This window comes from Streptomyces zaomyceticus, from assembly GCF_014656215.1.
GTDB lineage: Bacteria > Actinomycetota > Actinomycetes > Streptomycetales > Streptomycetaceae > Streptomyces > Streptomyces zaomyceticus.
In genome coordinates this window covers 27,175-50,745 of record NZ_BNBZ01000028.1, presented here as the reverse complement: position 1 = coordinate 50,745, position 23,571 = coordinate 27,175, and the positions used below count along the sequence as shown (strand labels likewise).

At 72.1% G+C, this 23,571-nt stretch carries 23 protein-coding genes and 2 pseudogenes; 16 read left to right on the top strand and 9 right to left on the bottom strand.

All coding sequences use genetic code 11. From position 1 onward, the window contains the following. Positions 1–14: 14 nt before the first annotated feature. The 3 genes from IE311_RS28590 to IE311_RS28580 all read left to right on the top strand — a co-directional run bounded on the left by IE311_RS28590 (position 15) and on the right by IE311_RS28580 (position 3,672). Positions 15–1,202: an RCC1 domain-containing protein gene (locus IE311_RS28590; RefSeq protein ID WP_189834730.1), complete on the top strand. Its 1,188-nt coding sequence runs from the start codon at positions 15–17 to the stop codon at positions 1,200–1,202. A gap of 44 nt (positions 1,203–1,246) precedes the next feature. Continuing rightward, positions 1,247–2,422: an RCC1 domain-containing protein gene (locus tag IE311_RS28585; protein WP_189834729.1), complete on the top strand. Its 1,176-nt coding sequence runs from the start codon at positions 1,247–1,249 to the stop codon at positions 2,420–2,422. A gap of 251 nt (positions 2,423–2,673) precedes the next feature. After that, positions 2,674–3,672, top strand: a complete 999-nt coding sequence (locus IE311_RS28580; RefSeq protein WP_189834728.1) for a TAXI family TRAP transporter solute-binding subunit — start codon at positions 2,674–2,676, stop codon at positions 3,670–3,672. A 253-nt stretch (positions 3,673–3,925) separates the two neighbouring features. Here IE311_RS28580 and IE311_RS28575 read toward each other — a convergent pair whose 3' ends face one another. Both IE311_RS28575 and IE311_RS28570 read right to left on the bottom strand, forming a co-directional pair. Then, on the bottom strand, positions 3,926–5,389 hold the full coding sequence (locus IE311_RS28575) for a sensor histidine kinase (protein WP_189834727.1): 1,464 nt from the start codon (positions 5,387–5,389) through the stop codon (positions 3,926–3,928). A gap of 18 nt (positions 5,390–5,407) precedes the next feature. Beyond that, positions 5,408–6,121: a response regulator transcription factor gene (locus IE311_RS28570; protein ID WP_189834726.1), complete on the bottom strand. Its 714-nt coding sequence runs from the start codon at positions 6,119–6,121 to the stop codon at positions 5,408–5,410. A gap of 284 nt (positions 6,122–6,405) precedes the next feature. Here IE311_RS28570 and IE311_RS28565 point away from each other — a divergent pair, with 284 nt between their 5' ends. The 8 genes from IE311_RS28565 (at position 6,406) to IE311_RS28535 (ending at position 12,948) form a co-directional block, all read left to right on the top strand. After that, complete coding sequence (locus IE311_RS28565) at positions 6,406–7,191, top strand: amino acid ABC transporter ATP-binding protein (RefSeq protein ID WP_189834725.1); 786 nt, start codon at positions 6,406–6,408, stop codon at positions 7,189–7,191. A 54-nt stretch (positions 7,192–7,245) separates the two neighbouring features. Further along, a complete protein-coding gene (locus IE311_RS28560) occupies positions 7,246–8,067 on the top strand; it encodes a glutamate ABC transporter substrate-binding protein (RefSeq protein ID WP_189834724.1) in 822 nt (273 codons plus the stop codon). A 120-nt stretch (positions 8,068–8,187) separates the two neighbouring features. Continuing rightward, positions 8,188–8,862, top strand: a complete 675-nt coding sequence (locus IE311_RS28555) for an amino acid ABC transporter permease (protein WP_189834723.1) — start codon at positions 8,188–8,190, stop codon at positions 8,860–8,862. Next, positions 8,859–9,749 (top strand): amino acid ABC transporter permease, encoded by an 891-nt coding sequence (locus IE311_RS28550; RefSeq protein ID WP_189834722.1) that lies wholly within the window; start codon positions 8,859–8,861, stop codon positions 9,747–9,749. Before IE311_RS28555 ends, IE311_RS28550 begins: the two co-directional genes overlap by 4 nt. Before the next feature lie 226 nt (positions 9,750–9,975). Then, entirely contained in the window at positions 9,976–11,685 is a 1,710-nt protein-coding gene (locus IE311_RS28545) for an FAD-dependent monooxygenase (protein WP_189834721.1), read from the top strand. A gap of 32 nt (positions 11,686–11,717) precedes the next feature. Continuing rightward, positions 11,718–11,804: a putative leader peptide gene (locus IE311_RS37385; protein ID WP_311605579.1), complete on the top strand. Its 87-nt coding sequence runs from the start codon at positions 11,718–11,720 to the stop codon at positions 11,802–11,804. A gap of 92 nt (positions 11,805–11,896) precedes the next feature. Next, a complete protein-coding gene (locus IE311_RS28540) occupies positions 11,897–12,484 on the top strand; it encodes a cupin domain-containing protein (protein WP_189834720.1) in 588 nt (195 codons plus the stop codon). Positions 12,485–12,555: 71 nt separating this feature from the next. Beyond that, positions 12,556–12,948 (top strand): rhodanese-like domain-containing protein, encoded by a 393-nt coding sequence (locus IE311_RS28535; protein WP_189834763.1) that lies wholly within the window; start codon positions 12,556–12,558, stop codon positions 12,946–12,948. An 80-nt stretch (positions 12,949–13,028) separates the two neighbouring features. Here the strand turns inward: IE311_RS28535 and recX are convergent. After that, positions 13,029–13,673 (bottom strand): annotated as a pseudogene (recX, locus tag IE311_RS28530) (recombination regulator RecX); the annotation flags it as partial. Continuing rightward, positions 13,600–14,699 (bottom strand): annotated as a pseudogene (recA, locus tag IE311_RS28525) (recombinase RecA). The pseudogenes recA and recX, both read right to left, overlap by 74 nt. Before the next feature lie 313 nt (positions 14,700–15,012). On the opposite strand from recA, the gene IE311_RS28520 reads away from it, so the two are divergent. Then, the gene (locus tag IE311_RS28520; RefSeq protein ID WP_189834718.1) at positions 15,013–15,702 is read left to right on the top strand and encodes an SMI1/KNR4 family protein; all 690 of its coding nucleotides are present in this window, start codon (positions 15,013–15,015) and stop codon (positions 15,700–15,702) included. 180 nt (positions 15,703–15,882) lie between these two features. Here IE311_RS28520 and IE311_RS28515 read toward each other — a convergent pair whose 3' ends face one another. From IE311_RS28515 to IE311_RS28505, 3 genes are all read right to left on the bottom strand, one after another. Further along, complete coding sequence (locus IE311_RS28515) at positions 15,883–16,437, bottom strand: Clp protease N-terminal domain-containing protein (protein WP_189834717.1); 555 nt, start codon at positions 16,435–16,437, stop codon at positions 15,883–15,885. Continuing rightward, positions 16,437–16,646 (bottom strand): helix-turn-helix domain-containing protein, encoded by a 210-nt coding sequence (locus tag IE311_RS28510; RefSeq protein WP_189834716.1) that lies wholly within the window; start codon positions 16,644–16,646, stop codon positions 16,437–16,439. Before IE311_RS28510 ends, IE311_RS28515 begins: the two co-directional genes overlap by 1 nt. Positions 16,647–16,764: 118 nt before the next feature. Beyond that, positions 16,765–17,175 carry a hypothetical protein gene (locus IE311_RS28505; RefSeq protein ID WP_229902221.1) on the bottom strand — a complete coding sequence of 137 codons (411 nt, stop codon included), beginning with the start codon at positions 17,173–17,175 and terminating at the stop codon, positions 16,765–16,767. A 199-nt stretch (positions 17,176–17,374) separates the two neighbouring features. Between IE311_RS28505 and IE311_RS28500 the strand changes: the two genes are divergently transcribed. The 4 genes from IE311_RS28500 to IE311_RS28485 all read left to right on the top strand — a co-directional run bounded on the left by IE311_RS28500 (position 17,375) and on the right by IE311_RS28485 (position 21,749). Next, positions 17,375–18,676, top strand: a complete 1,302-nt coding sequence (locus tag IE311_RS28500) for a sensor histidine kinase (protein ID WP_189834715.1) — start codon at positions 17,375–17,377, stop codon at positions 18,674–18,676. After that, the gene (locus IE311_RS28495; RefSeq protein WP_189834714.1) at positions 18,673–19,341 is read left to right on the top strand and encodes a response regulator; all 669 of its coding nucleotides are present in this window, start codon (positions 18,673–18,675) and stop codon (positions 19,339–19,341) included. Before IE311_RS28500 ends, IE311_RS28495 begins: the two co-directional genes overlap by 4 nt. Positions 19,342–19,502: 161 nt before the next feature. Then, complete coding sequence (locus tag IE311_RS28490) at positions 19,503–20,801, top strand: cytochrome ubiquinol oxidase subunit I (RefSeq protein WP_189834713.1); 1,299 nt, start codon at positions 19,503–19,505, stop codon at positions 20,799–20,801. 168 nt (positions 20,802–20,969) lie between these two features. Then, positions 20,970–21,749: a cytochrome d ubiquinol oxidase subunit II gene (locus IE311_RS28485; RefSeq protein WP_189834712.1), complete on the top strand. Its 780-nt coding sequence runs from the start codon at positions 20,970–20,972 to the stop codon at positions 21,747–21,749. Between the two features lie 64 nt (positions 21,750–21,813). Here the strand turns inward: IE311_RS28485 and IE311_RS28480 are convergent, their stop codons facing one another. After that, a complete protein-coding gene (locus IE311_RS28480) occupies positions 21,814–22,989 on the bottom strand; it encodes an AI-2E family transporter (protein WP_189834762.1) in 1,176 nt (391 codons plus the stop codon). Positions 22,990–23,375: 386 nt separating this feature from the next. After that, a complete protein-coding gene (locus IE311_RS28475; RefSeq protein WP_189834711.1) occupies positions 23,376–23,570 on the bottom strand; it encodes a DUF3046 domain-containing protein in 195 nt (64 codons plus the stop codon). Position 23,571 lies beyond the last annotated feature (1 nt).

The following is a 23,571-nucleotide window of genomic DNA, read 5'->3' as shown; positions in this document are numbered from 1 at the left end:
GGCCGGTGAACGGCATGTCGCACCTGTCGTACGTACGGGCCGCGGTCGCCGCGGCCCTCGCCCTGACCGCCCTGGCGGCCTCGCACGCACCCGCACACGCCGAACCACGTGATCCGTGGGTACGGGCCTGGGGGCTGAACGTCGGCGCCCAACTGGGCAACGGCACCACCCTCGACCAGACCACCCCGGGCTCCGTCGCCGGGGTCGCCCGAGGCGACGTGCGCGAGCTCTCCGCCGGAGGCTTCAACAGCAACCTCTCCTTCGCCCTCGCCCTTCTCCAGGACGGCACGGTCCTGTCCTGGGGCGGCAACACCTCCGGCCAGCTCGGCAACGGCACCACCACCGGCCAGGGCTTCCCCGCGAAGGTCGCCGGTCTCTCGGGCGTGACCTCGATCTCCGCCGCCGGGGGCCCCTTCGCCCTCGCGGTGCGCGGCGGACGCGTCCTGGCCTGGGGCACCAACGCCTACGGTCAGCTCGGCAACGGCCTCACCACCCCCGACGCCTCCGGCCCCGCGACCCGCCCCGTCGCCGTCCAGAGCCTGAACAGGGTCAAGGACGTCTCGGGCGGCTGCGAGCACTCCGTCGCACTCCGGGAGGACGGCACCGTCTGGACCTGGGGACGCAACCACCTCGGTCAGCTCGGCATCGGCATACGTTCCGATCGGAACACGCCCCAGAAGGTGCCCGGCCTCGAGGACGTGGTGGCCGTCAGCGCCGGCTGCGCCCACTCCCTGGCCCTCACGGCCGAGGGGACCGTCAAGGCCTGGGGCCGCAACAACACGGGCCAGCTCGGCGACGACAGCACCGAGGACAGTCCCGTGCCCGTCGACGTACGGCATCTGGACGGCGTCACCAAGGTCTTCGTGGGCGCCTACCAGAGCTACGCGGTCCTGGACGACGGCACCGTGCGCGCCTGGGGCTGGAACGGCCAGGGCCAGCTCGGCGACGGCAGCACCGCCGACCGGACGACACCCGTTCCCGTCCCCGGCCTGAGCGACGTCCAGGAGTTGGCCGGCGGCTGGCAGCACACCCTCGCCGTCCTCTCCGACCAGTCCGTCCTCGCCTGGGGCAACAACAGCAACGGCCAGCTCGGCAACGGCACCACCGACTCGTCCCCCACCCCGGTCACGGCCCTGCCGGCCGGCAGCGGCGTCACCCGCGTCGCCGCCTCGGTCGCGAACAAGTCCAGCTACGCCTACTGACCCCCACGACTCCCAAGACCCCTCATGAAGCGAAAGGCACGCAGATGACCCCACCCCTGCGTCTCACCCTCCTCGCCGCACTGTCCCTCGCGGCCCTCACCACGTCCGTCCTCCCCGCCGCCGCCGGCACCGACCCCTGGGTCCGCGCCTGGGGCGAGAACGCTCAGGGGCAGCTGGGCAACGGCAGCGTCCTCGCCCAGCAGACCCCCGCCGCCGTCCTCGGCATCACCCGTGACGACGTCCGCGAGCTCTCCGGAGGCGGTGGCGGCGCCGCGGCGGCCGCCAACGGCTTCGCCGTCGCCCTCCTCAAGGACGGCACCGTGAAGAGCTGGGGCAACAACGCCACCGGCCAGCTCGGCAACGGCACCCTCGTCGCCCAGTCCTTCCCCGCGACCGTGGCCGGACTCTCCGGCGTCAGCGAGGTCTCCGCGGGCCTCAACCACGCGCTCGCCGTCAAGGGCGGCCGGGTCCTCGCCTGGGGCGGCAACGCCTCCAAGCAACTGGGCACCGGCCAGGACACCACCAACCCGTACAAGGTTCCGATCCCCGTGCAGAGCCTGGACAAGGTCAAGGACGTCGGGGCGGGCTGCGACTTCAGCGTGGCGCTCCGGCAGGACGGCACGGTCTGGACCTGGGGCAAGGGCGACAACGGACGCCTGGGCACCGGCAACAACTCCACCCGCGAGACCCCGCAGAAGGTCCCCGACCTGGTCGACGTCGAGTCCGTCGCCGTGGGCTGCGACCACGTCCTCGCGCTCACCGCCGACGGCGTCGTCAAGGCCTGGGGCAAGGGCGCCGAGGGCCAGCTCGGCAACGACACCACCACCGACAGCAACAAGCCGGTGGACGTCGCCTACCTCGACGCCGTGGCCAGGATCTTCGCCACCTCCGCGTCCGGCTTCGCCGTCCTCGACGACGGCAGCCTGGCCGGCTGGGGCAAGAACACCGACCGGCAGCTCGGCGACGGCACGAACGCCAACCGCACCACCCCGGTCGTCCTGGACACGCTCAAGGGCGTCCAGAGCATCTCCGGCGGAGCCGACTTCACCGTGGCCGCGCTGGACGACGGCTCGGTGATCGGCTGGGGTGCCAACGCGGCCGCCCAGCTCGGCGACGGTACGACGACCAGCCCCACCGGCACCACGGTGGCGCTGCCGCCCGGCAGTGGCATCACTCACGTCGCCACCACCGTGACGGGCAAGTCCGCGTTCGCCTACTGACCCGGCACGGCCGCGCGGGACCCCTCCCCGGGCCCGCGCGGCCGCACACGGCCCTTCCCGGATCGCGTACCCGCCTCGCGCGGACCTCTCGCCGGGTCCCGCGCGGGACGCCACCCCGGGCCCGCGCGGGACCCCACTCCAGCCCCACTCCAGCCCCACGCGGCGCGCCACCCCGGCCCCGATCCCCGCCCCGGCCCCCTCACTCGATCGAACCTGGCCAGACACGGCCGTGGCCTGGCAGGATCGCGACCATGTTCGCCTCCCTCTCCCGTGCCGTCCGCCGCCGTGTCCTCGCGGTCTCGGCCACGCTGCTCGTGGTGTGCGGGATGCTGGCGTGGTGGCTGGCGCCCTTCGGCGCCCCCGCCCCGAGCGGCTCGGTCACGTTCAGTACGGGTGTCCCCAGCGGCGTCTACCAGCGCTACGGCAAGCTCCTGAAGCAGGCCCTCGCGCAGGACCTGCCCGAGGTGTCGATAACGCTCACGGACAGCGAGGGATCCCAGCAGAACCTGGCCCGGGTGGCTTCGGGCAAGGCGGACTTCACCATCGCGACGGCCGACGCGGTGGCCCAGTACCAGCGGGAGCGCAGGCCCGGCTTCGAGCGGCTGCGCGGCTGCGCGCGGCTCTACGACGACTACGTCCAGCTCGTGGTGCGCAAGGGCTCCGCGATCCAGAAGGTGCAGGACCTGCGCGGTCTGAAGGTCGGCGTCGGCCAGGACGGCTCCGGTGTCCGGCTGATCGCGGACCGTGTCCTCGCGGCGGCGGGCCTCGCCCCCGTACGGGACATCCAACCGGTCTCGATGGGCATCGACACCATGCCGCGGCTCCTGGAGCGCGGCGAGCTGGACGCGTTCTTCTGGTCGGGCGGGCTGCCCACCGCGGCGGTACAGGAGCTGTCGGAGCGCTTCCCGGTCCGGCTGCTCCCCCTCGACACGGCGCTGGTCGACCGGCTCCACGACGTCGGCAGGTCGACCCGCCACTACCGGTCGGCCCTGATCCCTGCGGACGCGTACGCCAAGGCGCAGGACGGCCGGCAGATCGAGACCCTGGCCGTGGCGAACCTCCTGGTCACCACCGCCGAGGCCGACGACGACCTGGTGGAGGGCTTCACCCGTACGGTGATCAGAAGCCGGGACCGGATCGGCAACCAGGTCCACCCGGCGCAGCTGGTGGACCTGCGGACCGCCGTCTACACGGAGCCCCTGCCCCTGCACGACGGCGCCAGCCGCTACTACCGCTCGGTGAAGCCCTGACCGGTGCCGGTCACCCTTCCCCCGACCGCTCCCACCACCCGGTACAGCCCGGCCCCTCCACGACGGCGCCGACCGGTCCTCACGTCCGGTGAGGCCCCGACCGCTGCCGGTCGCCTTCGCCCCCCGCCGGTCCCACCCGACCGCCCCGGGTTGCCTTCGCCCGCCGGTCCCACTGCCCGGCGAAGCCCCGACCGCCCCGGCCGCTCCCACCACCCGGTGAGGGCCGGGCCCTGAACGACAGGACCGCCCGGCCCTACCGCCCGGCGAAGCCCCGACCGCCCTGACCGTCCCGACCGCCCCGGTCCCCCGTCGCCGTCCTGGCGACCGGAGCGTTCCGCGGCACGGTGACCGTCACCCGCAGCCCGTGCGGCGCGTTCGGCGCGAACGCGATGCCGCCCCCGCCCGCCGTCAGCAGGACCCGGGTGATCGAGAGGCCGAGGCCCGACCCCTTGATGTTCTGGTGGCGGCCCGAGCGCCAGAAGCGGTCGCCGACCCTCCCCAGCTCCTCCTGCGTGAGACCGGGCCCGTGGTCGGCGACGACGACCGCGACGCTCTCCCCGCCGGGCCGGGCCTTGGCCGTGACCGAGACCTCCTCCCCGGCCGGGGTGAACTTCAGCGCGTTGTCGATCACCGCGTCGAGCGCGCTGGAGAGCGCCACCGGGTCCGCCCAGGCCGTGACCGCCCCGCACTCCCCGGTCAGCACGACGCCCTTGTCGTCGGCGACCGGCCGCCACGAGGCGACCCGCTCGGCGGTGAGCGCGCCGACGTCGACGAGCCTCAGCTCGGCCGCCGCGTGCTCGGCGAGGGCCAGGTCGAGGAGGTCGTCGAGGACCTGTGAGAGGCGCTTGCCCTCGGTCCGTACGGAAGCGATCTCCTCGTTGCCCTCGGGGAGCTCCATGGCGAGCAGCTCGATCCGCAGGAGCAGCGCGGCCAGCGGGTTGCGCAGCTGGTGGGAGGCGTCGGCGACGAAGGCCCGCTGCTGTTCGAGCGCCTCCTCGACGTTGTCGGCCATCTCGTTGAACGAGAGCGCGAGGCGTCGCAGCTCGGGCGGCCCGCCGGTCGCGGCGACGCGGGAGTTCATGCGCCCGGTGGCGATGTCGTGGGTGACGGAGTCGAGGACGCGGACGGGTCGCAGCACCCAGCCGGTGAGCCGGATGGCGGCGCCGATGGCGAGGAGCATGGCCGCGGCCTCGCCCGCGAAGATCACCAGCCAGCCGCGCAGGATGCGCATGCGGAGCTGTCCGGTGGGCGAGTCGGTGACGACGACGGCGACGACGTCCCCGTCGCGGACGACCGGGGAGGCGATGGTGAGCCGGGCGTGGGGCTGCCAGGGCCACACCTGCGGCGGATCGTGGCTGCGTCGGCCCAGGAGCGCCTCGCGGAAGGCGCGGCGGCCCTCCCCCTCGTACGGGACGACCCAGTCCTCGGGGGCGGCGGCCATGGAGCGGTTGTTCCGGTAGAAGATGCCGGCCCGGATGCCGTACACGTCGTGGTAGCTGGCGAGTTCGCCGCCGAGGGTGGTCCGCCGCTCGTCGATGGAGGGGTTCGTGTCGCTGACGAACTGGGCGAGCGCGGCGAAGCGCGCGGCGTCGTCGAGCCGGTCGACGACGACCCGCTGCTGTTCGGAGGCGGCGAGGCTGGCGGCGAGCGGGAAGCCGAGGGCGAGCAGGACGCCGGCCATCAGGACGATGAGCAGCGGAAGGAGGCGGGTGCGCACGAAGGGGCCGTCCGGCGGTTACGCGGCGGGGGCGACCAGGCGGTAGCCGACGCCCCGCACGGTCTCGATCAGGGCGGGCATCCGCAGTTTGGAGCGCAGGGACGCGACGTGCACCTCCAGGGTGCGGCCGGTCCCCTCCCAACTGGTGCGCCAGACCTCGCTGATGATCTGTTCCCGGCGGAAGACGACTCCGGGCCGCTGGGCGAGGAGGGCGAGCAGGTCGAACTCCTTGCGCGTCAGGGCGACGCTCTCGCCGTCGACGCTGACGCGGCGGGTGGGCAGCTCGATGACGACGGAGCCGAGCTGCAGCTGGGTTCCGTCGGCGTCCGCGCCGGTGCCCGCCGTCTCCTCGGTGCCCGCGTTGCGCCGGCTGACGGCGTGGATGCGGGCGAGGAGCTCGCCGGGGTCGTAGGGCTTGACGACGTAGTCGTCGGCGCCGAGGTTGAGGCCGTGGATCCGGGAGCGTACGTCGCCGCGCGCGGTCACCATGATCACCGGGGTGGTGGTGAGCTTCCGGATGCGGCCGCAGACCTGGTAGCCGTCCTGGTCGGGGAGGCCGAGGTCGAGCAGGATCACCCCGTAGGAGGGGCGCACGCCCTGCGCGGTGGGCAGGACGGCCTGCAGGGCCTCCTCGCCGCTGCGGGCGTGGGTGACCGTGAAGCCGTGCTTGGCGAGGATCGCGGAGAGGGCGGCGGCGACATGATCGTCGTCCTCGACGAGCAGCAGTCGCATACGTACCTCCTCCGGGGTTGTGGCGTGATCGACGGCTCTCTGTGTACCAGGTGGTACCGGGGCATGAACACCGAACATCGGTGGCGATCGGTGTTGCCGTCAAGTGTCGCCCGGTGACACCGGTGTTTCTGTTATGCAGCCGGTACGGCCCGGGGTGTCCCGTTCACACACTGTGTCCGGTTGCGGCCGGATCGTTATCCTCAATTTCCGCTCAGATGTGATGACGGGCATCACATCGGATCTCTAGTGTCCTCCCCAACCGAGGAGGACGGAGCTAGAGCCCGATGAGCGGAGAGTCAGTGTCCAAGGGTCCCGCGGACACCCCGCACGCCACGGACGACCTGGTCGTACTGTCCGGCGTGAACAAGCACTTCGGCGCACTGCATGTCCTCCAGGACATCGATCTGACGATCAGCCGCGGCGAGGTCGTGGTCGTCATCGGACCGTCCGGGTCCGGCAAGTCGACGCTGTGCCGCACGATCAACCGGCTGGAGAGCGTCGACTCCGGCACCATCACCATCGACGGCAAGCCGCTGCCGGCGGAGGGCAAGGAGCTGGCCCGGCTGCGTTCCGACGTCGGCATGGTCTTCCAGTCCTTCAACCTCTTCGCGCACAAGACGGTGCTCGAGAACGTGATGCTGGGCCAGATCAAGGTCCGGAAGACGGAGAAGAAGGCCGCCGAGGAGAAGGCCCGCGCCCTGCTCGACAGGGTCGGGGTCGGCACCCAGGCGGACAAGTACCCCGCGCAGCTCTCCGGTGGTCAGCAGCAGCGTGTGGCGATCGCCCGCGCGCTCGCGATGGGCCCGAAGGTCATGCTGTTCGACGAGCCGACCTCCGCGCTCGACCCCGAGATGATCAACGAGGTCCTCGAGGTCATGCAGCAGCTGGCGCGGGACGGCATGACGATGGTCGTCGTGACCCACGAGATGGGTTTCGCCCGCTCCGCCGCCAACCGGGTCGTCTTCATGGCCGACGGACGCATCGTCGAGCAGGCGGCGCCCGAGGAGTTCTTCAGCAACCCGCGCAGCGACCGGGCCAAGGACTTCCTCTCCAAGATCCTTCACCACTGAGCGAGTTCGGGCCTATCCTTCCCAACTCACTTCTAGACCAAGGGACATTCCACGATGAAGCTTCGTCGCACCCCCGCCGCCGCCGCGGCCGCCGTCGTCCTCGCGCTGACCGCCACCGCCTGTGGCGGCGGCTCCGACTCGGGCAGCAACGGTGACAAGATCAACGTCGGCATCAAGTTCGACCAGCCCGGCCTGGGCCTGAAGACCCCGGACGGCAAGTACGCCGGCTTCGACGTGGATGTCGCCCGTTACGTGGCCAAGGAGCTCGGCTACGCCGAGGACAAGATCAACTTCAAGCAGGCGCCGAGCGCCGAGCGCGAGAACCTGATCAAGAACGGTGACGTGAAGTTCGTCGTCGCCAGCTACTCGATCAACGACAAGCGCAAGAAGGAGGTCGACTTCGCCGGCCCGTACTTCCTGGCCCACCAGGACCTGCTCGTGCGCGCCGACGACAGCTCGATCACCAAGGTCGAGGACCTCAACTCCAAGAAGCTCTGCTCGGTCACCGGCTCGACCTCCGCGCAGAACGTCAAGGACAAGCTCGCCCCGAAGGCCGACCTCCAGCAGCTCGGCGGCTACTCCGAGTGCCTCACCGGTCTGGAGAACAAGGCCGTCGACGCCCTGACCACCGACGACTCCATCCTCGCGGGCTACGCCTCGCAGAAGGAGCACGCGGGCAAGTTCAAGCTCGCCGGTCTCCGGATGAGCGACGAGAAGTACGGCATCGGCGTCAAGAAGGGCGACGACGACCTCCGCGGCAAGATCAACAAGGCGCTGGAGAAGATGGTCTCCGACGGCACGTGGGAGAAGCTCGTCAAGCAGCACTTCGGCCCCTCGGGCTACAAGTACGAGCCCGCGCCCAAGGTCGAGAACTGACCTGACCCGCTCCGGCCGTGACGGCCGCCCCCACCCGGGGCGGCCGTCCGCACCGGCACCGGCCGCTGCCCACGCACCGGCCTTCCAACCGACCGACCACCAGGGGAGAGCGCGGGCATCGTGTTCGACTTTCTTGATTCCGGGCAGTACGACCTGCTCGGCGCCTTCTGGGTGACGGCGAAGCTCGCCCTCTACTCGGCGATCGGCTCGCTGATCTGGGGCACGGCCCTGGTCGGCATGCGGGTCAGCCCGGTCCCCGCGATGCGGGCCTTCGGCACCGCGTACGTGAACCTCGTCCGCAACACCCCGCTGACCGTGGTCCTCGTGGCCTGCTCGTTCGGGCTCAACCAGACCCTCGGCATCACGCTCGGCGGCGGCAGCTTCGAGGACATCGGCTTCCGGCTCGCGGTCCTCGGCCTCAGCGCGTACACCGGCACCTTCGTCTGCGAGGCGCTGCGCTCGGGCATCAACACCGTTCCGCCGGGTCAGGCCGAAGCCGCCCGCGCGCTGGGCCTGAACTTCACCCAGGTCCTCACCCTGGTGGTGTTCCCGCAGGCCTTCCGCGCGGTGGTGACCCCGCTCGCCAACGTGCTCATCGCCCTCACCAAGAACACCACGGTGGCCTCGGCCATCAGCGCCGCGGAGGCGGCCGTCCTGATGAAGGAGATGGTCGAGAACGAGGCCGACGCGCTCTTCGCCGTCTTCGCCGTCTTCGCCTTCGGCTTCATCCTCCTCACCCTCCCCACCGGCCTGCTCCTCGGCTGGGCGGCCAAGCGTCTGGCGGTGAAGCGATGAGTTCCGTCCTGTACGACACTCCCGGCCCCCGCGCCAAGCGGCGGAACGTCGTCTACACGATCGGCTTTCTCGCCGTCCTCGGACTGGCGGCGTGGTGGATGCTCTCGGCCATGGCCGACAAGAACCAGCTGGCCGTCGAGAAGTGGAGTCCGTTCGTCACCGACTCCCGCGTCTGGACGACGTATCTGCTGCCCGGCCTCACGGAGACCCTCAAGGCCGCCGTGCTGTCGATCCTGATCGCGCTGCCGCTCGGCGCCCTCCTCGGCATCGGCCGGCTCTCCGACCACCGCTGGGTGCGGGTGCCCGTCGGTACCGTCGTGGAGTTCTTCCGCGCCATCCCGGTGCTGCTCCTGATGATGTTCGCGAGCGGCATCTACCGCGAGTACACGACGATCAGCTCCGACTTCCGCCCGCTGTACGCGGTCGTCACCGGCCTGGTGCTCTACAACGCCTCCGTGATCGCCGAGGTCGTTCGCGCCGGTGTGCTCTCGCTGCCCCGCGGCCAGGGCGACGCCGCCGAGGCGCTCGGCATGCGCAAGGGCCAGACCATGATGTACGTCCTGCTGCCGCAGGCCGTGACCGTCATGCTCCCCGCCCTGGTCAGCCAGCTCGTCGTGATCGTCAAGGACACGGCGCTCGGCGGCGCCATGCTCGGATTCACCGAGCTGCTCAGCCAGAACCGGCAGATCACGGCCAACTACGGCGCCAACACGATCGCCACCTTCACGGTCATCGCACTGATCTTCATCGTCATCAACGCGCTCCTCACCCACCTCGCCGGCCGCCTGGAGCGGCGCCTGCGCCAGGGCAAGAAGTCCGCGGCGGTGAACATCCCGGCCCAGCCCGGAGCGACCGAGGTGAAGAGCGACGCCATCAGCGGCGCCTGACTCCCGGACAGGTCCCACCACGGTGAACGGTGGGGCCCGACGGGGTCCGTGGGACCACAGGGGTGGGCCGGAGCGGCACCGACTTCAGGTCGGCCGCACCGCGCCCACCCCGTCGCTTGACGCAAGCACCCTCAGTGGGTTGCATACGGTCTGTGATCAAGCACCGGGCTCGTGCCACACTCAGATGTGCTGCCCCCATGACCGTCCGGCCTTCAGGAGCCGCGCCGTGGACCCGGTGATCATCGTGGGCGCGGGGCCCGTCGGCCTCGCGCTCTCCCTCGCGCTCGCCGCGCAGGGCGTGCCCAGCGTCGTCCTCGACGAGGGCTCGGGCAAGGAGGAGTCACGCCCCGCCCGCAGTGTCGTGCTGCGCGCCGACACGGCCGCGATGGTCGAGCGGCTCGGCTGCACCACCCTCCGTGACGAGGGTGTCCGCTGGGTCGGCTGGCGTGGCATGCGCCGCCGCCAGGTGGCCCGCCACCTGGCCCTCGACCTGGGACTCGGCGGTACGGAGGAGTGGTCCGAGGACCCCGACGCGCCCTCCGCCCCGGCCGCGCCGCTGCACATCCCCCAGCACGCCCTGGCGCGCGGACTGCGCGACGCCATCGCCCACCAGAAGCTGATCCGGCTCGTCACCGAGGCCCGGCTCGACACCATCGAGCAGGACCCGGACGGCGTCATCGCCCATACCCGCGGCCCGGCGGGCACCTGGTGGCGCGGGAGTCATCTCGTCGGCTGCGACGGCGCCCGCTCGACCGTGCGCAAGCTGCTCGGGATCCGCTTCCCCGGCCGGACCGCGGTGGAACGGCACGCGGTCGCCGCGCTGCGCACCGAACTCCCCTGGCCCGGCGAAGCCCTGTTGCACCGTCAGCCGCCGTGGCGGGGCGCCGCCGAGGAGATCACCGCCCGTCCGCTGCCCGACGGGGTGTGGCGGATCGACTGGCTGCTGCCGCCCCGGGGCGACCTGGTCACCCCGGACGCGCTGGTCGCCCGGATCCGCGAGACCCTGGCCGGCTGGTGCGACGGGGTGACGCCCCCGTACGAACTCATCGACACCGGCGTCCACACCCTGCACCACCGGCTCGCCCGGCGCTGGCGGGTCGGCCGGGTCCTCCTCGCCGGGGACGCGGCCCATCTGCTGGGCGCTGTCGGCACCCAGGGCCTCGACGAGGGGTTCAGGGACGTCGACAACCTCGCCTGGAAGCTCGCCCACACCTGGCACCACGGCGCCTCCGAGCGGCTCCTCGACAGCTACCAGAGCGAGCGGCGGGCGGCCGTCGCCTCCCGGCTCCGCGCGGCGGACCAGTCGCTGCCGGCCCTGCGCGGCGGCGGAGGCCTGCGGACGTACCTCCCGGGAGCCATGCGCGGTCACGACGCCCTGCTGGCCGACGGTCATGTGGGGCGCGGCCCGCTGGGCGCGCCCCCCGCGTACCCGCACTCCCCCCTCGCACCTCAGTACAGCGGCGGCCGGACCCCCGTCGGCACCCCCGAGGGCGCCCCGGTCGAGGACGTCCGCGTGACGGCCCCCGACGGCACGACCGTCCGGCTCCGGGACCGGCTCGGTCAGGGCCGCCTCCTGGTCCTCCTGGTCGCCCCCGGCACCGGGGTCTGGGACCCGCGCCACTGGCGCGGCGCGGGTGTCATGCCGCGACTCGAAGAGGCGGTCGACGCGCTCCCCGCGAAGGCGGAGGTCCTGGTGACGGAGGCCTACCCGGGCGCCCCCGCCCACGCCGTCCTGCTCGTGCGCCCCGACGGGCACCTCGTCGCCGCCTTCGCCGGAGTCCACCCCGAGGAGCTGTACGCGGCGGCCGACGCGGCGCGCGGCGGCTCCCCGACCGAGGAGACCGACGGGACGGACGGGACCGACGGGGCCGCCCGAACCGCCCGTGCCGGCGCCGAGGTGTCCGCGGAGAGTGACCGCACAGCGGACATCCATTGATTCCCACAGGCGCACATGGTGTACTCCGGAGCGTGACCGACACCGATGTGCGCCTGTGGCGGAGGGTCCATATGGACCTCGTCCGCTACGCGGGCTGCGTGTGTCGCCCGTCCTGCTGATCTCGCCCTTCCCCCGCGCGCGCCCCGCCACCGACGTTCGTCGGTGAGCCGTGCTGCCGTCGCGCGCTCTCAGCGAACCAGGACGGACACCCGTGTCTCACCCCACCCCCGCGCACCCTCTGAACGCCCCCACCGCCCCCGTCCCCCCGGCCGGCTCCCCGGCCGCCGCCCGGACCGCTCCGTCCGGCGCGCCGACGGCGGCGGCCCTGCTCGACTTCGTCCGGCGCACGGCGGCGGACCGGGCCCTGGTGGATTCCCTGCCGCTGGACCCCGAGGGCCGCACCTGGGTCCGGCTCGAAGGCCCCGGCGGCAGCGAGGCCTGGCTCATCGGCTGGCCGCCCGGCACGGGCACGGGCTGGCACGACCACGCCGATTCGCTCGGCGCCTTCGCCACGGCACGCGGCACGCTGACCGAGAACGCGCTGGCGGTCCGGCTGCCGGCGAGCGGCTGGAAGACCCTGGAACTGGCCGACGGCCTCGACCGCTCCCGCCGTCTCGGCGAGGGCGGCAGCCGCGCTTTCGGCCGCCATCATGTGCACGAGGTGCTCAACGAGTCCCCGGACACCCACGCGGTGTCGGTGCACGCCTACTATCCGCCGCTCCCGCTGATCCGGCGGTTCAGCCGGACGGGCGCGGTACTCCGCCTTGAGCAGGTCGAGCGCCCGGAGGACTGGCAGTGAGCGAGCGACACGAGAGCACGACGAGCACCACGGAGGGTGCGGGCGGTACGGCACCGGCGGAAGCCGGCCGGATCGGGATCGACGACCTCCTGGAGCAGGTCCGGTCGGGCCTCGACAGGATCGGGCCCCGGGCCGCCCACGAGGCGTACGAGGCGGGCGACGCGCTCCTGGTGGACACGCGCTACGCGGCCCTGCGCGAACGGGACGGGCTGATCCCGGGCGCGCTGGTGGTGGAACGCAACGAGCTGGAGTGGCGGCTCGACCCCCTGGGCAGCCATCGGGCGGCGGAGGCGGACAGCCATGATCTGCGGGTGGTGGTCCTCTGCAACGAGGGCTACGCCTCCTCCCTCGCCGCCGAGTCCCTGCGCCGCCTGGGCCTGCACCGGGCGACCGACGTGATCGGCGGCTTCCAGGCGTGGAAGGCGGCGGGCCTCCCGGTCCTGCTCCCGACGCCGCGCGGCTGACGCGACGAGGTCAGCACCACCCGCTGGCGCGGACGGCCACGCCGGGACTCGGACGGAGTCCTTCTGATCTCCCCCGGGGATCAGAAGGACTCGTCGAGCCCGTCCGTGTCCTCGCCCTCGGCCTCCAGCGCCTGACGGACGACGCGGAGGGCCATCCCCTCGGGATATCCCTTGCGGGCGAGCATCCCGGCGAGCCGTCTCAGACGCCGGTCACGGTCGAGACCTCGGGTGGAGCGCAGCTTGCGCGCCACGAGCTCGCGCGCGGTGGCCTCCTCCTGGTCGGAGTCGAGCTGCTCCACCGCCTCCTGGATGAGGCTCGGCTCGACGCCCTTGGTCCGCAGCTCGCGGGCGAGCGCCCGGCGGGCGAGGCCCCGGCCGTGGTGGCGGGACTCCACCCAGGCCCCCGCGAAGGCGGCGTCGTCGATGAGCCCGACGTCCTCGAAGCGGGAGAGGACCTCCTCCGCCACCTCGTCGGGGATCTCCCGCTTGCGCAGCGCGTCGGCGAGCTGCTTGCGCGTGCGGGGGTTCCCGGTGAGCAGGCGCAGACAGATCGCCCGCGCCCGCTCAGCCGGATCCTGGGGTGACAGCTCCTTCTCGGCCCTCGACGAGTCGGGGCTGTCACCCGGCCATTCGGTGCGACCGGTCACCGGTTCAGCTCTTGACCGCGGTGGCCTTGGTCGCCTTCGCGGTCTTGCTCGCGGGTGCCGGGACGCTCTTGGCTGCGTCGTCCGTGCCGGCCGCGTCCGAGGCGCTCGCCCCGTCCGTCGCCGTCTCGGCCTTCGCGGCCTCGGGCCGGACGCCGACGCCCAGCTTCTCCTTGATCTTCTTCTCGATCTCGTCGGCGAGGTCGGGGTTGTCCTTCAGGAAGTTGCGGGCGTTCTCCTTGCCCTGGCCGAGCTGGTCGCCCTCGTACGTGTACCAGGCACCGGCCTTGCGGACGAAGCCGTGCTCCACGCCCATGTCGATCAGGCCGCCCTCGCGGCTGATGCCCTGGCCGTAGAGGATGTCGAACTCGGCCTGCTTGAAGGGGGGCGCGACCTTGTTCTTGACGACCTTGACGCGGGTGCGGTTGCCGACCGCGTCCGTGCCGTCCTTGAGGGTCTCTTCAGGGCGCGGCCACCGGTCGTGGTCTCCGGCGAGCCGAACATCACGCCGATCTTCTCGCGGAGCTGGTTGATGAAGATCGCGGTGGTCTTGGACTGGTTGAGCGCGCTGGTGATCTTCCGGAGGGCCTGGCTCATCAGTCGGGCCTGGAGACCGACGTGCGAGTCACCCATCTCGCCCTCGATCTCCGCACGCGGGACGAGCGCGGCGACGGAGTCGATGACGATCAGGTCGAGGGCGCCGGAGCGGACCAGCATGTCGACGATCTCGAGGGCCTGCTCGCCGTTGTCCGGCTGGGACAGGATGAGGTTGTCGATGTCGACGCCGAGCTTCTTGGCGTACTCGGGGTCGAGGGCGTGCTCGGCGTCCACGAAGGCCACCTGGCCGCCGGCCTTCTGGGCGTTGGCCACGGCGTGCAGGGTCAGGGTCGTCTTACCGGAGGACTCCGGTCCGTAGACCTCCACGACACGGCCGCGCGGCAGGCCGCCGACGCCGAGGGCGATGTCGAGGGCGGTCGATCCGGTGGAGATCACCTCGATCGGCTCCTGGACGCGGTCACCCATGCGCATCACTGCGCCCTTGCCGAATTGGCGTTCAATCTGTGCGAGCGCGGCGTCGAGCGCCTTCTCGCGGTCGGTTCCTGCCATGGGTTCCACCCGGTTTGCTTGAGTCGATCGCTTCATGTGAAAGACGCTAACCCCTGCCACTGACAATGGGCCCCGACGTCCCCTCCGGCCTGTGGACAACTCGGCGACAACCCCGAGATTCCAAGGGCCGGGCTTCCATGAGAATGGATGTTCGATTTCAGTGTCAAGCGCACCACGCCGCCGACACAGGGCGACATCGTCACCGAACGTGACGGACCAACGACCGAACGCCTCGATCGACGGGCGAGCGCGCCGGTAGGCCGTTCCTTCCCCGGCGGCCTCCGCTGTCACAGGCTCCGCGTACCGTCGGCGCATGTTTGAGCAGCAGTGGAGCGGTGTTCGCCGGCGCCTGGCCGAGCTGGGTACCCGGCCGTCGAGCGACCAGGTGTTCGGCTCGCACGGGCACAGGTGGGCCCTGGAGGACCCGCTGTCCGATGACGGGCTCGCCGAGCTCGAAGCGCAGCTGGGCGTGAGGCTGCCGGAGGACTACCGGAACTTCCTCACCCGCGTGGGCGCCGGCGGCGCGGGTCCCGCCTACGGCGTCTTCCCCGTGCGCCGCGTACAGGGCCGCTGGCGCTGGGAAGGGGACGGGGCCGACCTGGCCGACCCGACCATGCTCGCCCGCCCCTTCCCCGAGCACGGCCCGGACCCCGAAGTCCTCGACGCGCTTCTCGCCGAACGCCCCGAAGAAGAGGACTTCGACGAGATCGAGGACTTCGACGACGCCGCCGAAGCATGGGACGAACGCTGGGGAGCCCTGATGTTCGCCCCCGAGCGCACCGCCGGTGCCATCGTCATCTCCCACCTCGGCTGCGCCCAGCGGGAGTGGCTGATCATCAGCGGTGCCCACCGCGGCACGGTCTGGTCCGACTGCCGGGTGGACGACACCGACCTCGCCCCGCTCCTCGATGACACGGGGACACCGGTCACCTTCGCCCGCTGGTACCTCGACTGGCTGGAGAAGGCGGAGCTCACCGCACACCAGCCACGCACGAAGGCGTGACGCCGGGCACCTTCCCGGGATCGGCGGAAGGCGGTTCGCGGCCACTCAGTCCTGGCGGGTGCAGCGGTCGATCCGGCCGACACCGAGATCAGGGGCCGGCCCCGGCAGGAGCCGGTGCTCGCGGGCGTACGCGTGGACCGCAGTCGACCGGAAAGGCCAAGGAGAGCGAGCGGGGTGGAGTCAGCCGGTCGGCGCGCCGGAGAGTGCGGTGTCGACCGAGGCGTACGAGACGCCGTGGTCGGCCAGCACCTCCGCGACGACCCCGCCGGTGCTGGTGAGCGCCAGGAGGATGTGCTCGTCGCCGATCTCCCGGTCCTTGCGGGCCAGCGCCATCCGGAGCGACTTCTCCAGGATGCCCTTGGCCTCCCGCGAGAAGGGCCGGCGGCCCGAGCGCCGCCCGGTGTCCCTGCGGTCGCCCGCGAGCGCGCCCGCGCCGTGCGTCTCCTCCACCCGTGCCACGATCGCGCCGACGTCGATGCCGAGGTCCGCCAGGGCCTCCGCGTCCGCCCGGGACAGCCCCGCCCGGCGCCGGGCGTCCGCCAGGTCCGCGGCCAGGGAGGGGCGACGTTCGGTCGGACAGAGCGTGCGCAGCGCCTCCGCCGCCCGGCTCTCCTCCCGGTCGAGCAGGGCCAGGAGCAGATGCTCCTCGGTGACGGCCGTCGCGCAGCCCCGCTCGGCGTGCTCGACCGCCCCCTTCACCACGGCGCGTGCGGATTTCGTGAACCGCTCGAACATCACTGCCTCCCGTACTTCTTGTGGACGGCCTGACGGCTGACTCCCAGTTCGGTCGCGATCTCCTGCCACGACCACCCCTGGTTGCGCGCACTGCGCACCTGGACGGCTTCCAGCTGTTCCAGCAGTCGCCTCAGGGCGGAAACGGCCCGCAGCCCGATTCGGGGGTCGCGGTCACCCGCCCGCACGGCGAGATCGGTCGCATCGCTCATGGTGTCAACTTACGTTGACACTCACCCTCTCGTCAACCTTGGTTGACAAGAGGGTCGCGGCAGGGGCGCACGCACCGAAGGTCGCCGAAGGGGCCCGCAGCACGCGTACATAAGCGCGCTACGGCTCCGTGGGGCCCCGCTCCCCCTCCGGCCCCGGCCCCGGCCCCGGCTCCGCACGGGTCTCCGACTCCGGCTCCCGACGGCCCCTCACCGCCCGCACCGCCCTCGTGATGCCGTATCCGAGCACCCACGGCAGCACGGTGATGCCCAGCACGTACACGAGGACATAGCCCAGGAGGTCCTCGGTGTGGCCGGACTGGTCCCAGCTCTCCAGGGGCATGGTCATGGCGACGGCGGAGACCGCGACCGGCACCAGCGGCAGCAGCACGGACCAGAGCCGCGGCCACCGCCCGGGCCGCCGGGCACACCACACCCCCATGCCCGCCATGAGGAAGGGCCCGAACGGCACCCACAGGACCACCGGCACGAACAGCAGGACCCACCACTCGTCCGAGTACCCGTACATCATCGAAGCCCCCCGAGGCCGCCCGATCCGACGTTCCCACCCACCCAAGCCGTACGAGGACGACCCGACCGTACGAGGGCGACCCCGGCCGTACGAGGACGACCCGCCCGCGGGACCGCGACCCCTGCCCCCGCGCTCACCCCCGCCGCCCCACGAGGCCACACGCACACCCCGTCGCCGTCCCCCGCCTATCCTTCGACGCATGTCCCTCCCCCTCCGTTCCCCCGGCGGCGGGCGTCTGTCGTCGCGGGCCTCCGACGCTCTCGTGGCGGGTGTCGTCCTGGTCGTCGTCGCCGTCTGGACACTCGTCTCCGCGCGGTACGCGACCGAGCCCGTCGCCCGTACGGTGATCGGCTGGGCGCTCATCCTGGTCGGGTGCGGGGCGCTGTACTTCCGGCGGCGCCAGCCGGTCGCCGTCGCCGTCGTCACGCTGCTGGCCTGCGTCGTCTACTACCCGCTGTCCTCCCAGGACGGCCCGCTCATGATCGCTTTCGCGCTCGCGCTGTACACGACCGCCGCCGAGGGCCGCTTCGCCGCCTCCGTCGCCCTCGCCTCTGTCACCCTGCTCGCGGTCGGGTTCGGCGAGTTCCGGCAGCGGCCGGGGCACCGGCAGATCGACGACACCTCGCTCGTGATGCTGGCCGGGTGGCTGATCAGCCTCGTCGCGGTGGGCCGGGCCCAGCGCACCCGGATCGCCTACCTCCACGAGGTGGAGCAGCGGGCGCTCGCCGCCGAACGGGAGCAGGAGGCCCGCGCCCGTCAGAGCGCCACCGAGGAGCGGCTGCGGATCGCCCGTGAGGTGCACGACGTCCTCGGCCACAGCATCTCCCTGATCAACGTCCAGTCCGGCGCCGCCCTGCACCGACTCGGGAAGGGGCCCGCCCCCGAGGCCGGGCTCGTCACGGCCACCGAGGCGCTGGAGGCGGTGAAGGCCACCAGCAAGGACGCGCTGCGCGAGCTGCGGGCGACCCTCGGGGTCCTGCGGAGCGCCGACGAGCCCACGCCGACCGCCCCGTCCCCCTCCGGTCTCGCGCTCCTCGGCGATCTCGTCGATCGCGCCCGGAGCGCCGGTCTCGACGTACGAACGGAGACGTCGGGCACTCCCGTGCCGCTGCCGCCTCCCGTGGACCTCGCCGCGTACCGGATCGTCCAGGAGGCGTTGACGAACGTGACCCGCCATTCGGGCGCGCGGACGGTCCGCGTCTCCCTCGACTGGGGCACGGACGCGGTGCGGCTGGTGATCGCGGACGACGGCGGGGGCGCTCCGGAGGGCCGGCCGCCGGGCAGCGGTATCCGGGGCATGGCGGAGCGGGCACGCGCCTTCGGCGGTGAGCTGACCGCCGAGAATGGTGAGGCCGGCGGTTTCCTGGTGGACGCCCGGCTGCCGCTCCCGGAACCGCGCACGTCCACACCCGCCACATCCACCGCACCCACCACATCCACCACACCCACGGCGCCCACCCCACCCACGCCCACCACCCCGTCCGAGAGGGACCCCCGATGATCCGCGTCGTGCTCGCCGACGACCAGACCCTGGTCCGGGCCGGCTTCCGTTCGATCCTCTCCGACGAGGAGGACATCGAGGTCGTCGGAGAGGCAGGGGACGGGGAACAGGCGATCGGGCTCGCCCGCGAACTGCGCCCGGACGTCGTCCTGATGGACATCCGCATGCCGGTGCTCGACGGTCTCGAAGCCACCCGCCGCATCACCGCCGACGAGCGGCTCGAAGGGGTGCGGGTGGTCATCCTCACCACCTTCGACGCCGACGACCATGTGTACGGGGCGCTGCGTTCGGGCGCGTCGGGCTTCCTCGTGAAGGACACCGAGCCGATGGAACTGCTGCACGCGGTAAGGGTCGTGGCGCGCGGCGACGCCCTGATCGCCCCGGCGGTGACCCGCCGTCTGATCGCCGAGTTCGCGGGACGGGCCGACCGGCAGCCGGATCCGAGCCCCCGGCTGAACGCCCTCACCGAACGGGAGCGCGAGGTCCTCGGCCTGGTGGGGGCGGGGCTCTCCAACGACGAGATCGCCGGCCGTCTCGTCCTCTCCCCCGCGACGGCGAAGACCCATGTCAGCCGGATCATGACCAAACTGGCCGTACGGGACCGGGCCCAGCTGGTGATCCTGGCGTACGAGTCCGGAATGATCACGCCCGGCTGGCTGGCCTGACGCCCCCGAGGCCCGGTGCCCGGGACCGTCCCCTAGGGGACGGGGGCCGGACGGCACAACCCACGGGGTACGCGCGCGTGGACCGGCGCAACCGCCGGGGTACGACCGGTGTCCACCCGGGGGTGACGCCGGACCCCTGACCGTACGCCGACGCTGATCGGGTGAACCAGGACGTACTCGATCTCGCGCGGCTTCAGTTCGCCCTCACCGCGGGCGGCCACTTCCTCTTCGTCGCCCTCACCCTGGGGCTCGCCACCGTCGTGGCCGTGCTCCAGACCAAGGCGACGTTCGGCCGGAAGCCGCTGGACGCGCGCATGGTGCGTTTCTGGGGCCAGCTGTACGTGATCAACTACGCGGTCGGCATCGTCACGGGCCTCGTGATGGAGTTCCAGTTCGGCATGGCGTGGAGCGGGCTCACCCACGAGGCGGGCAACGTCCTCGGGGCCTCGCTCGCCGTCGAGACGATCGTGGCGTTCTTCGTCGAGTCGACCTTCCTCGGACTGTGGATCTTCGGCTGGAACCGGCTCAACCGCTGGGCCCATCTGGCCGCGATCTGGATCGTCGTCCTGACCGCCTACCTGTCGGCGTACTGGATCCTCGTCTCCAACGGCTTCCTCAACCACCCCGTGGGATACGGCTCCGAGAACGGCGAGCTCGTCCTCGACGACCCGATCGCGGTCCTGACCAACCCCTCCGCGCTGCTCGCCTTCGGCCACATCGTCGCCGGGGCGCTGCTGACGGCCGGCTTCTTCATGGCCGGGGTCAGCGCCTACCACCTGTTCCGGCGCAGCCCGGAGTGGGAGTTCTTCGGCCGGAGCCTGCGGATCGGGGTGTTCCTCTCGGCGCCCGCGCTGATGGCGGCCGCCGTGTTCGGCGGTGTGCAGTTCGCCGTCCTCGACAGCTTCCAGCCGATGAAGTCGGCCGTGTTCAGCGGGAAGGCGGCCGAGATCGCGCGGGTCCAGGCGGAGCTGACGGAGCGCTTCGGCCCCGGCGACTACGTGCCCTCGGAGGCCTGGACCCGGGGCGGTGCGCTGCTGATGCTGATCAGCTTCGCGCTGATGATGTACCTGTGCTTCGCCGGGGTGATCCTGGCCGCCTTCAAAAAGGCCGTCTTCCGGTTCCGGTTGTGGCACCTCGTGCTGATGGCGGCCGTGCCCCTGCCGTACATCGCGATGATCAGCGGCTGGGTCTTCCGGGAGTCCGGACGGCAGCCCTGGGTCGTCTACGGGCTGCTGAGGACGGAGGACGCGGTCTCGGACCTCTCCCCCGGCACGATGCGTCTCTCGCTCACCGTCTTCACCACGGTCTTCGTCCTGCTCGCCGTCCTCAACGCCTGGCTTCTCACCCGGCACGCCCGCCGGGGCCCGGTGGAGTCGGGCCTCGGCCACGACGACCGCCCCGCCGAGGCGCGGGACACGGCACCCGACCCGGCGGACACCCTCCCGGCCCCCCGCTACTGACCCCCACCGCACGCCGCACACCCGACCCCAACGCACGCCGCCCACCGCACACCCGAGCCCACCTCGCGCCGCCCACCCCCCGCACACCCGACCCGCCGTACTCGGAAGCCCACCCGACGCCGAGCGCCCTTCCGCCCGCACCACCGAGAAAAGCCCGAGGAGCCCCCCGTGGAGACCCTGGCCATCGCCCTGCTCGCCTTCTTCGCGGCAGGCTGGTTCGTCCTCGCGGGGGCGGACATCGGCACCGGCATGCTCACGCCCTGGCTGGGCCGGAGCGACCCCGAGCGGCGCCTCGTCCTCACCTCCTTCGCCCCCTTCTTCCTGGGCAACGAGGTCTGGCTCGTCGCCACCGTCGGGGTCCTCGTCGGCTGCTTCCCCGCCCTCGAAGGGGAGCTCCTGAGCGACCAGTTCCCGGTCCTCGTGGCGCTGCTGACCGGCTGGATCGTCCGGGACGCCGGGCTCTGGTCACGCGGCCGCGGTCCGGGCCCCCGCTGGCGCGCCGGCTGCGACGCGGCCGTCACCTGCGGAAGCTGGACCGTCGCGCTGTCCTGGGGGTGGCTGCTCGCGGCCCTGCTGACCGGACGGCCGTACACCCCGGCGACCGGTCTCACGAGCGTCCTGACCGCGCTCGCCGTGGCCGCGCTGTTCTGCGCGCACGGACTGGGGTTCGCCACGCTCCGGCTCACCGGACTCCCCTACGAGCGGGCCCGCCGGCTCGTGGGACGCGCCGGGCGCCCGTGGCAGCCGTTCGCGCTCACGGCGGTCCTGATGGGCGGGCTGCCGCTCTGGGCGGGGACCGCGCTCCCGCTCGCCGGGCGGACGGCCGACCCCGCCACGCTCGGTCTGCTCGTACCCGCCCTGCTGGTCGTCACCCCGCTGCTCGTGACCGTCCAGGCGTGGATCTGGCACACCTTCCGCCACCGGGTCTCAGGACCTTCGTACGTCTGAGCGGGTCCTCTGAGCGGGCCTTCGGAGCGAGGCCCGGTCTCCGCCGGGCGTCGGCGCCGCCGGTTCAGGACTCCCCGGGCGGCCGGGGGCCCTCCGGCTCCGAGCCCTCGTCGGGCTCCTCCGAGGCGGCCTCCTTCTTGTGGTGGAGGGCCTTCTGCAGCCGGGCCACCACCGCCTCGCCGTACCGCCGGTGGCCGTGCACCCGCGGGTCGTCCGTCACGTCGTACCGCTTCACATAGGCGCCGAGGAAGGCCTGGAGGGTGGCGACGGCCGGGATGGCGATCAGCGCGCCGACGACGCCGAGCAGCGCCGTCCCCGCGATGACCGAGCCGAAGGCCACCGCCGGATGGATGTCCACCGTCTTCGACGTGAGCTTCGGCTGGAGCAGGTAGTTCTCGAACTGCTGGTAGATCACGACGAAGCAGAGCACCCACAGCGCGTACCAGGGGTTCACGGTGAAGGCGATCAGCATCGGCAGCGCGCCGGCGAGATAGGTGCCGATGGTGGGGATGAACTGCGAGACCAGGCCGACCCAGACCGCGAGCGCGGGCGCGTAGGGCACATGGAGGATCTCGAAGAGCACGAAGTGCGCGACACCCGAGATGAGGGCCATGAGACCGCGCGAGTAGAGGTAGCCGCCGGTCTTGTCGACCGCGATCTCCCAGGCGCGCAGCACCTCGGTCTGCCGGGCGGGGGGCAGGACGGAGCAGAGCGCGCGCCGCAGCCGGGGCCCGTCGGCCGCGAAGTAGAACGAGAACAGGAAGATCGTCAGAAGCCGGAACAGACCGCCGAGGACGGTGGCGGAGACGTCGAGCACGCCGGAGGCGCTGTTCTGTACGTACTTCTGCAGCCAGTCGGAGCTCAGGACGCTGTCCTGCACCTCGACGCGGGAGAGTTCCGTGTCGAAGGTCTCGTTGATCCAGTTGATCACCGAGTCCAGGTACTGGGGGAAGTTCTCGACCATGTCGACGATCTGGCCGGCGAGCATCGAGCCCAGGAGGACGACGAAGCCGACGCTGAAGATCAGGACGGCGATGAAGACGAGGAAGGTGGCGAGGCCCCTGCGCATCCCGCGCGCCGCCATGCGCCCGACCGCCGGTTCGATGGCGAGGGCGAGGAAGAAGGCGAGCAGGATGTTGACGAGGAGGCCGACGAGCTGGTGGAAGGCCCAGCTGCCGAGCAGGAAGCAGGAGTAGAGCGCGAGGGCCAGGACGAGCGCGCGGGGCAGCCAGCGCGGCATCCGGGCGGCCGGAGCGGCGGAGGCCTGAGCGGCGGGGGGCGCCGGCGTGCCGCCGCCCCCTCTGCCGGACGACGCCGGGGAGGCGGTCGGTCCGGTCGAATCGGTCGATGCGGTCAGGTCGGTCGCGTCGGTGTCGTCAGTCGGGGCCACCCCGCCAGTCTCGCGTACCGCACGGACATTCCACCCGGGACCCCACACATCCTCTCCGGGCACCCCACCGCCGGCGGTGCACCGCCCGTGCGCTCCGGGTGGTGCCTTCCGGTCACCGTCGGCCGGTACGCGGAAAGAACTCACCGCTCGTCCGCCGATACCCGGGAGCCACTCAGCGCTCGTCGACCGGTACGCGGAAAGAGCTCACCGCCCGTCGGCCGGTACGCGGGAGGCAGTCACCGCTTGTCGGCCGGTACGTCGACGGCCGCGCAGACGGCCCGCCAGACGTCCTTCGCCTCCCAGCCGGCGTCCAGCGCCTCGCGCACCGTCCGCCCTCCGAGCTCGGTCATCACATGGTCCCGCGCGAAGGACTCGGCGTAGGACACACCGAAGTGGTCCTCCATCCGCTCCCAGAAAATCGTCAACCGCATG

What these genes read in the sequence shown, in the direction of transcription:
- IE311_RS28590 (WP_189834730.1), top strand. Translation starts at nt 15, where the DNA reads ATGTCGCACCTGTCGTACGTACGGGCCGCGGTCGCCGCGGCCCTCGCC.
- IE311_RS28585 (WP_189834729.1), top strand. Translation starts at nt 1,247, where the DNA reads ATGACCCCACCCCTGCGTCTCACCCTCCTCGCCGCACTGTCCCTCGCG.
- IE311_RS28580 (WP_189834728.1), top strand. Translation starts at nt 2,674, where the DNA reads ATGTTCGCCTCCCTCTCCCGTGCCGTCCGCCGCCGTGTCCTCGCGGTC.
- IE311_RS28570 (WP_189834726.1), bottom strand. Translation starts at nt 6,121, where the DNA reads ATGCGACTGCTGCTCGTCGAGGACGACGATCATGTCGCCGCCGCCCTC.
- IE311_RS28565 (WP_189834725.1), top strand. Translation starts at nt 6,406, where the DNA reads ATGAGCGGAGAGTCAGTGTCCAAGGGTCCCGCGGACACCCCGCACGCC.
- IE311_RS28560 (WP_189834724.1), top strand. Translation starts at nt 7,246, where the DNA reads ATGAAGCTTCGTCGCACCCCCGCCGCCGCCGCGGCCGCCGTCGTCCTC.
- IE311_RS28550 (WP_189834722.1), top strand. Translation starts at nt 8,859, where the DNA reads ATGAGTTCCGTCCTGTACGACACTCCCGGCCCCCGCGCCAAGCGGCGG.
- IE311_RS28520 (WP_189834718.1), top strand. Translation starts at nt 15,013, where the DNA reads ATGTTTGAGCAGCAGTGGAGCGGTGTTCGCCGGCGCCTGGCCGAGCTG.
- IE311_RS28515 (WP_189834717.1), bottom strand. Translation starts at nt 16,437, where the DNA reads ATGTTCGAGCGGTTCACGAAATCCGCACGCGCCGTGGTGAAGGGGGCG.
- IE311_RS28510 (WP_189834716.1), bottom strand. Translation starts at nt 16,646, where the DNA reads ATGAGCGATGCGACCGATCTCGCCGTGCGGGCGGGTGACCGCGACCCC.
- IE311_RS28505 (WP_229902221.1), bottom strand. Translation starts at nt 17,175, where the DNA reads ATGATGTACGGGTACTCGGACGAGTGGTGGGTCCTGCTGTTCGTGCCG.
- IE311_RS28500 (WP_189834715.1), top strand. Translation starts at nt 17,375, where the DNA reads ATGTCCCTCCCCCTCCGTTCCCCCGGCGGCGGGCGTCTGTCGTCGCGG.
- IE311_RS28495 (WP_189834714.1), top strand. Translation starts at nt 18,673, where the DNA reads ATGATCCGCGTCGTGCTCGCCGACGACCAGACCCTGGTCCGGGCCGGC.
- IE311_RS28480 (WP_189834762.1), bottom strand. Translation starts at nt 22,989, where the DNA reads ATGCCGCGCTGGCTGCCCCGCGCGCTCGTCCTGGCCCTCGCGCTCTAC.
- IE311_RS28475 (WP_189834711.1), bottom strand. Translation starts at nt 23,570, where the DNA reads ATGCGGTTGACGATTTTCTGGGAGCGGATGGAGGACCACTTCGGTGTG.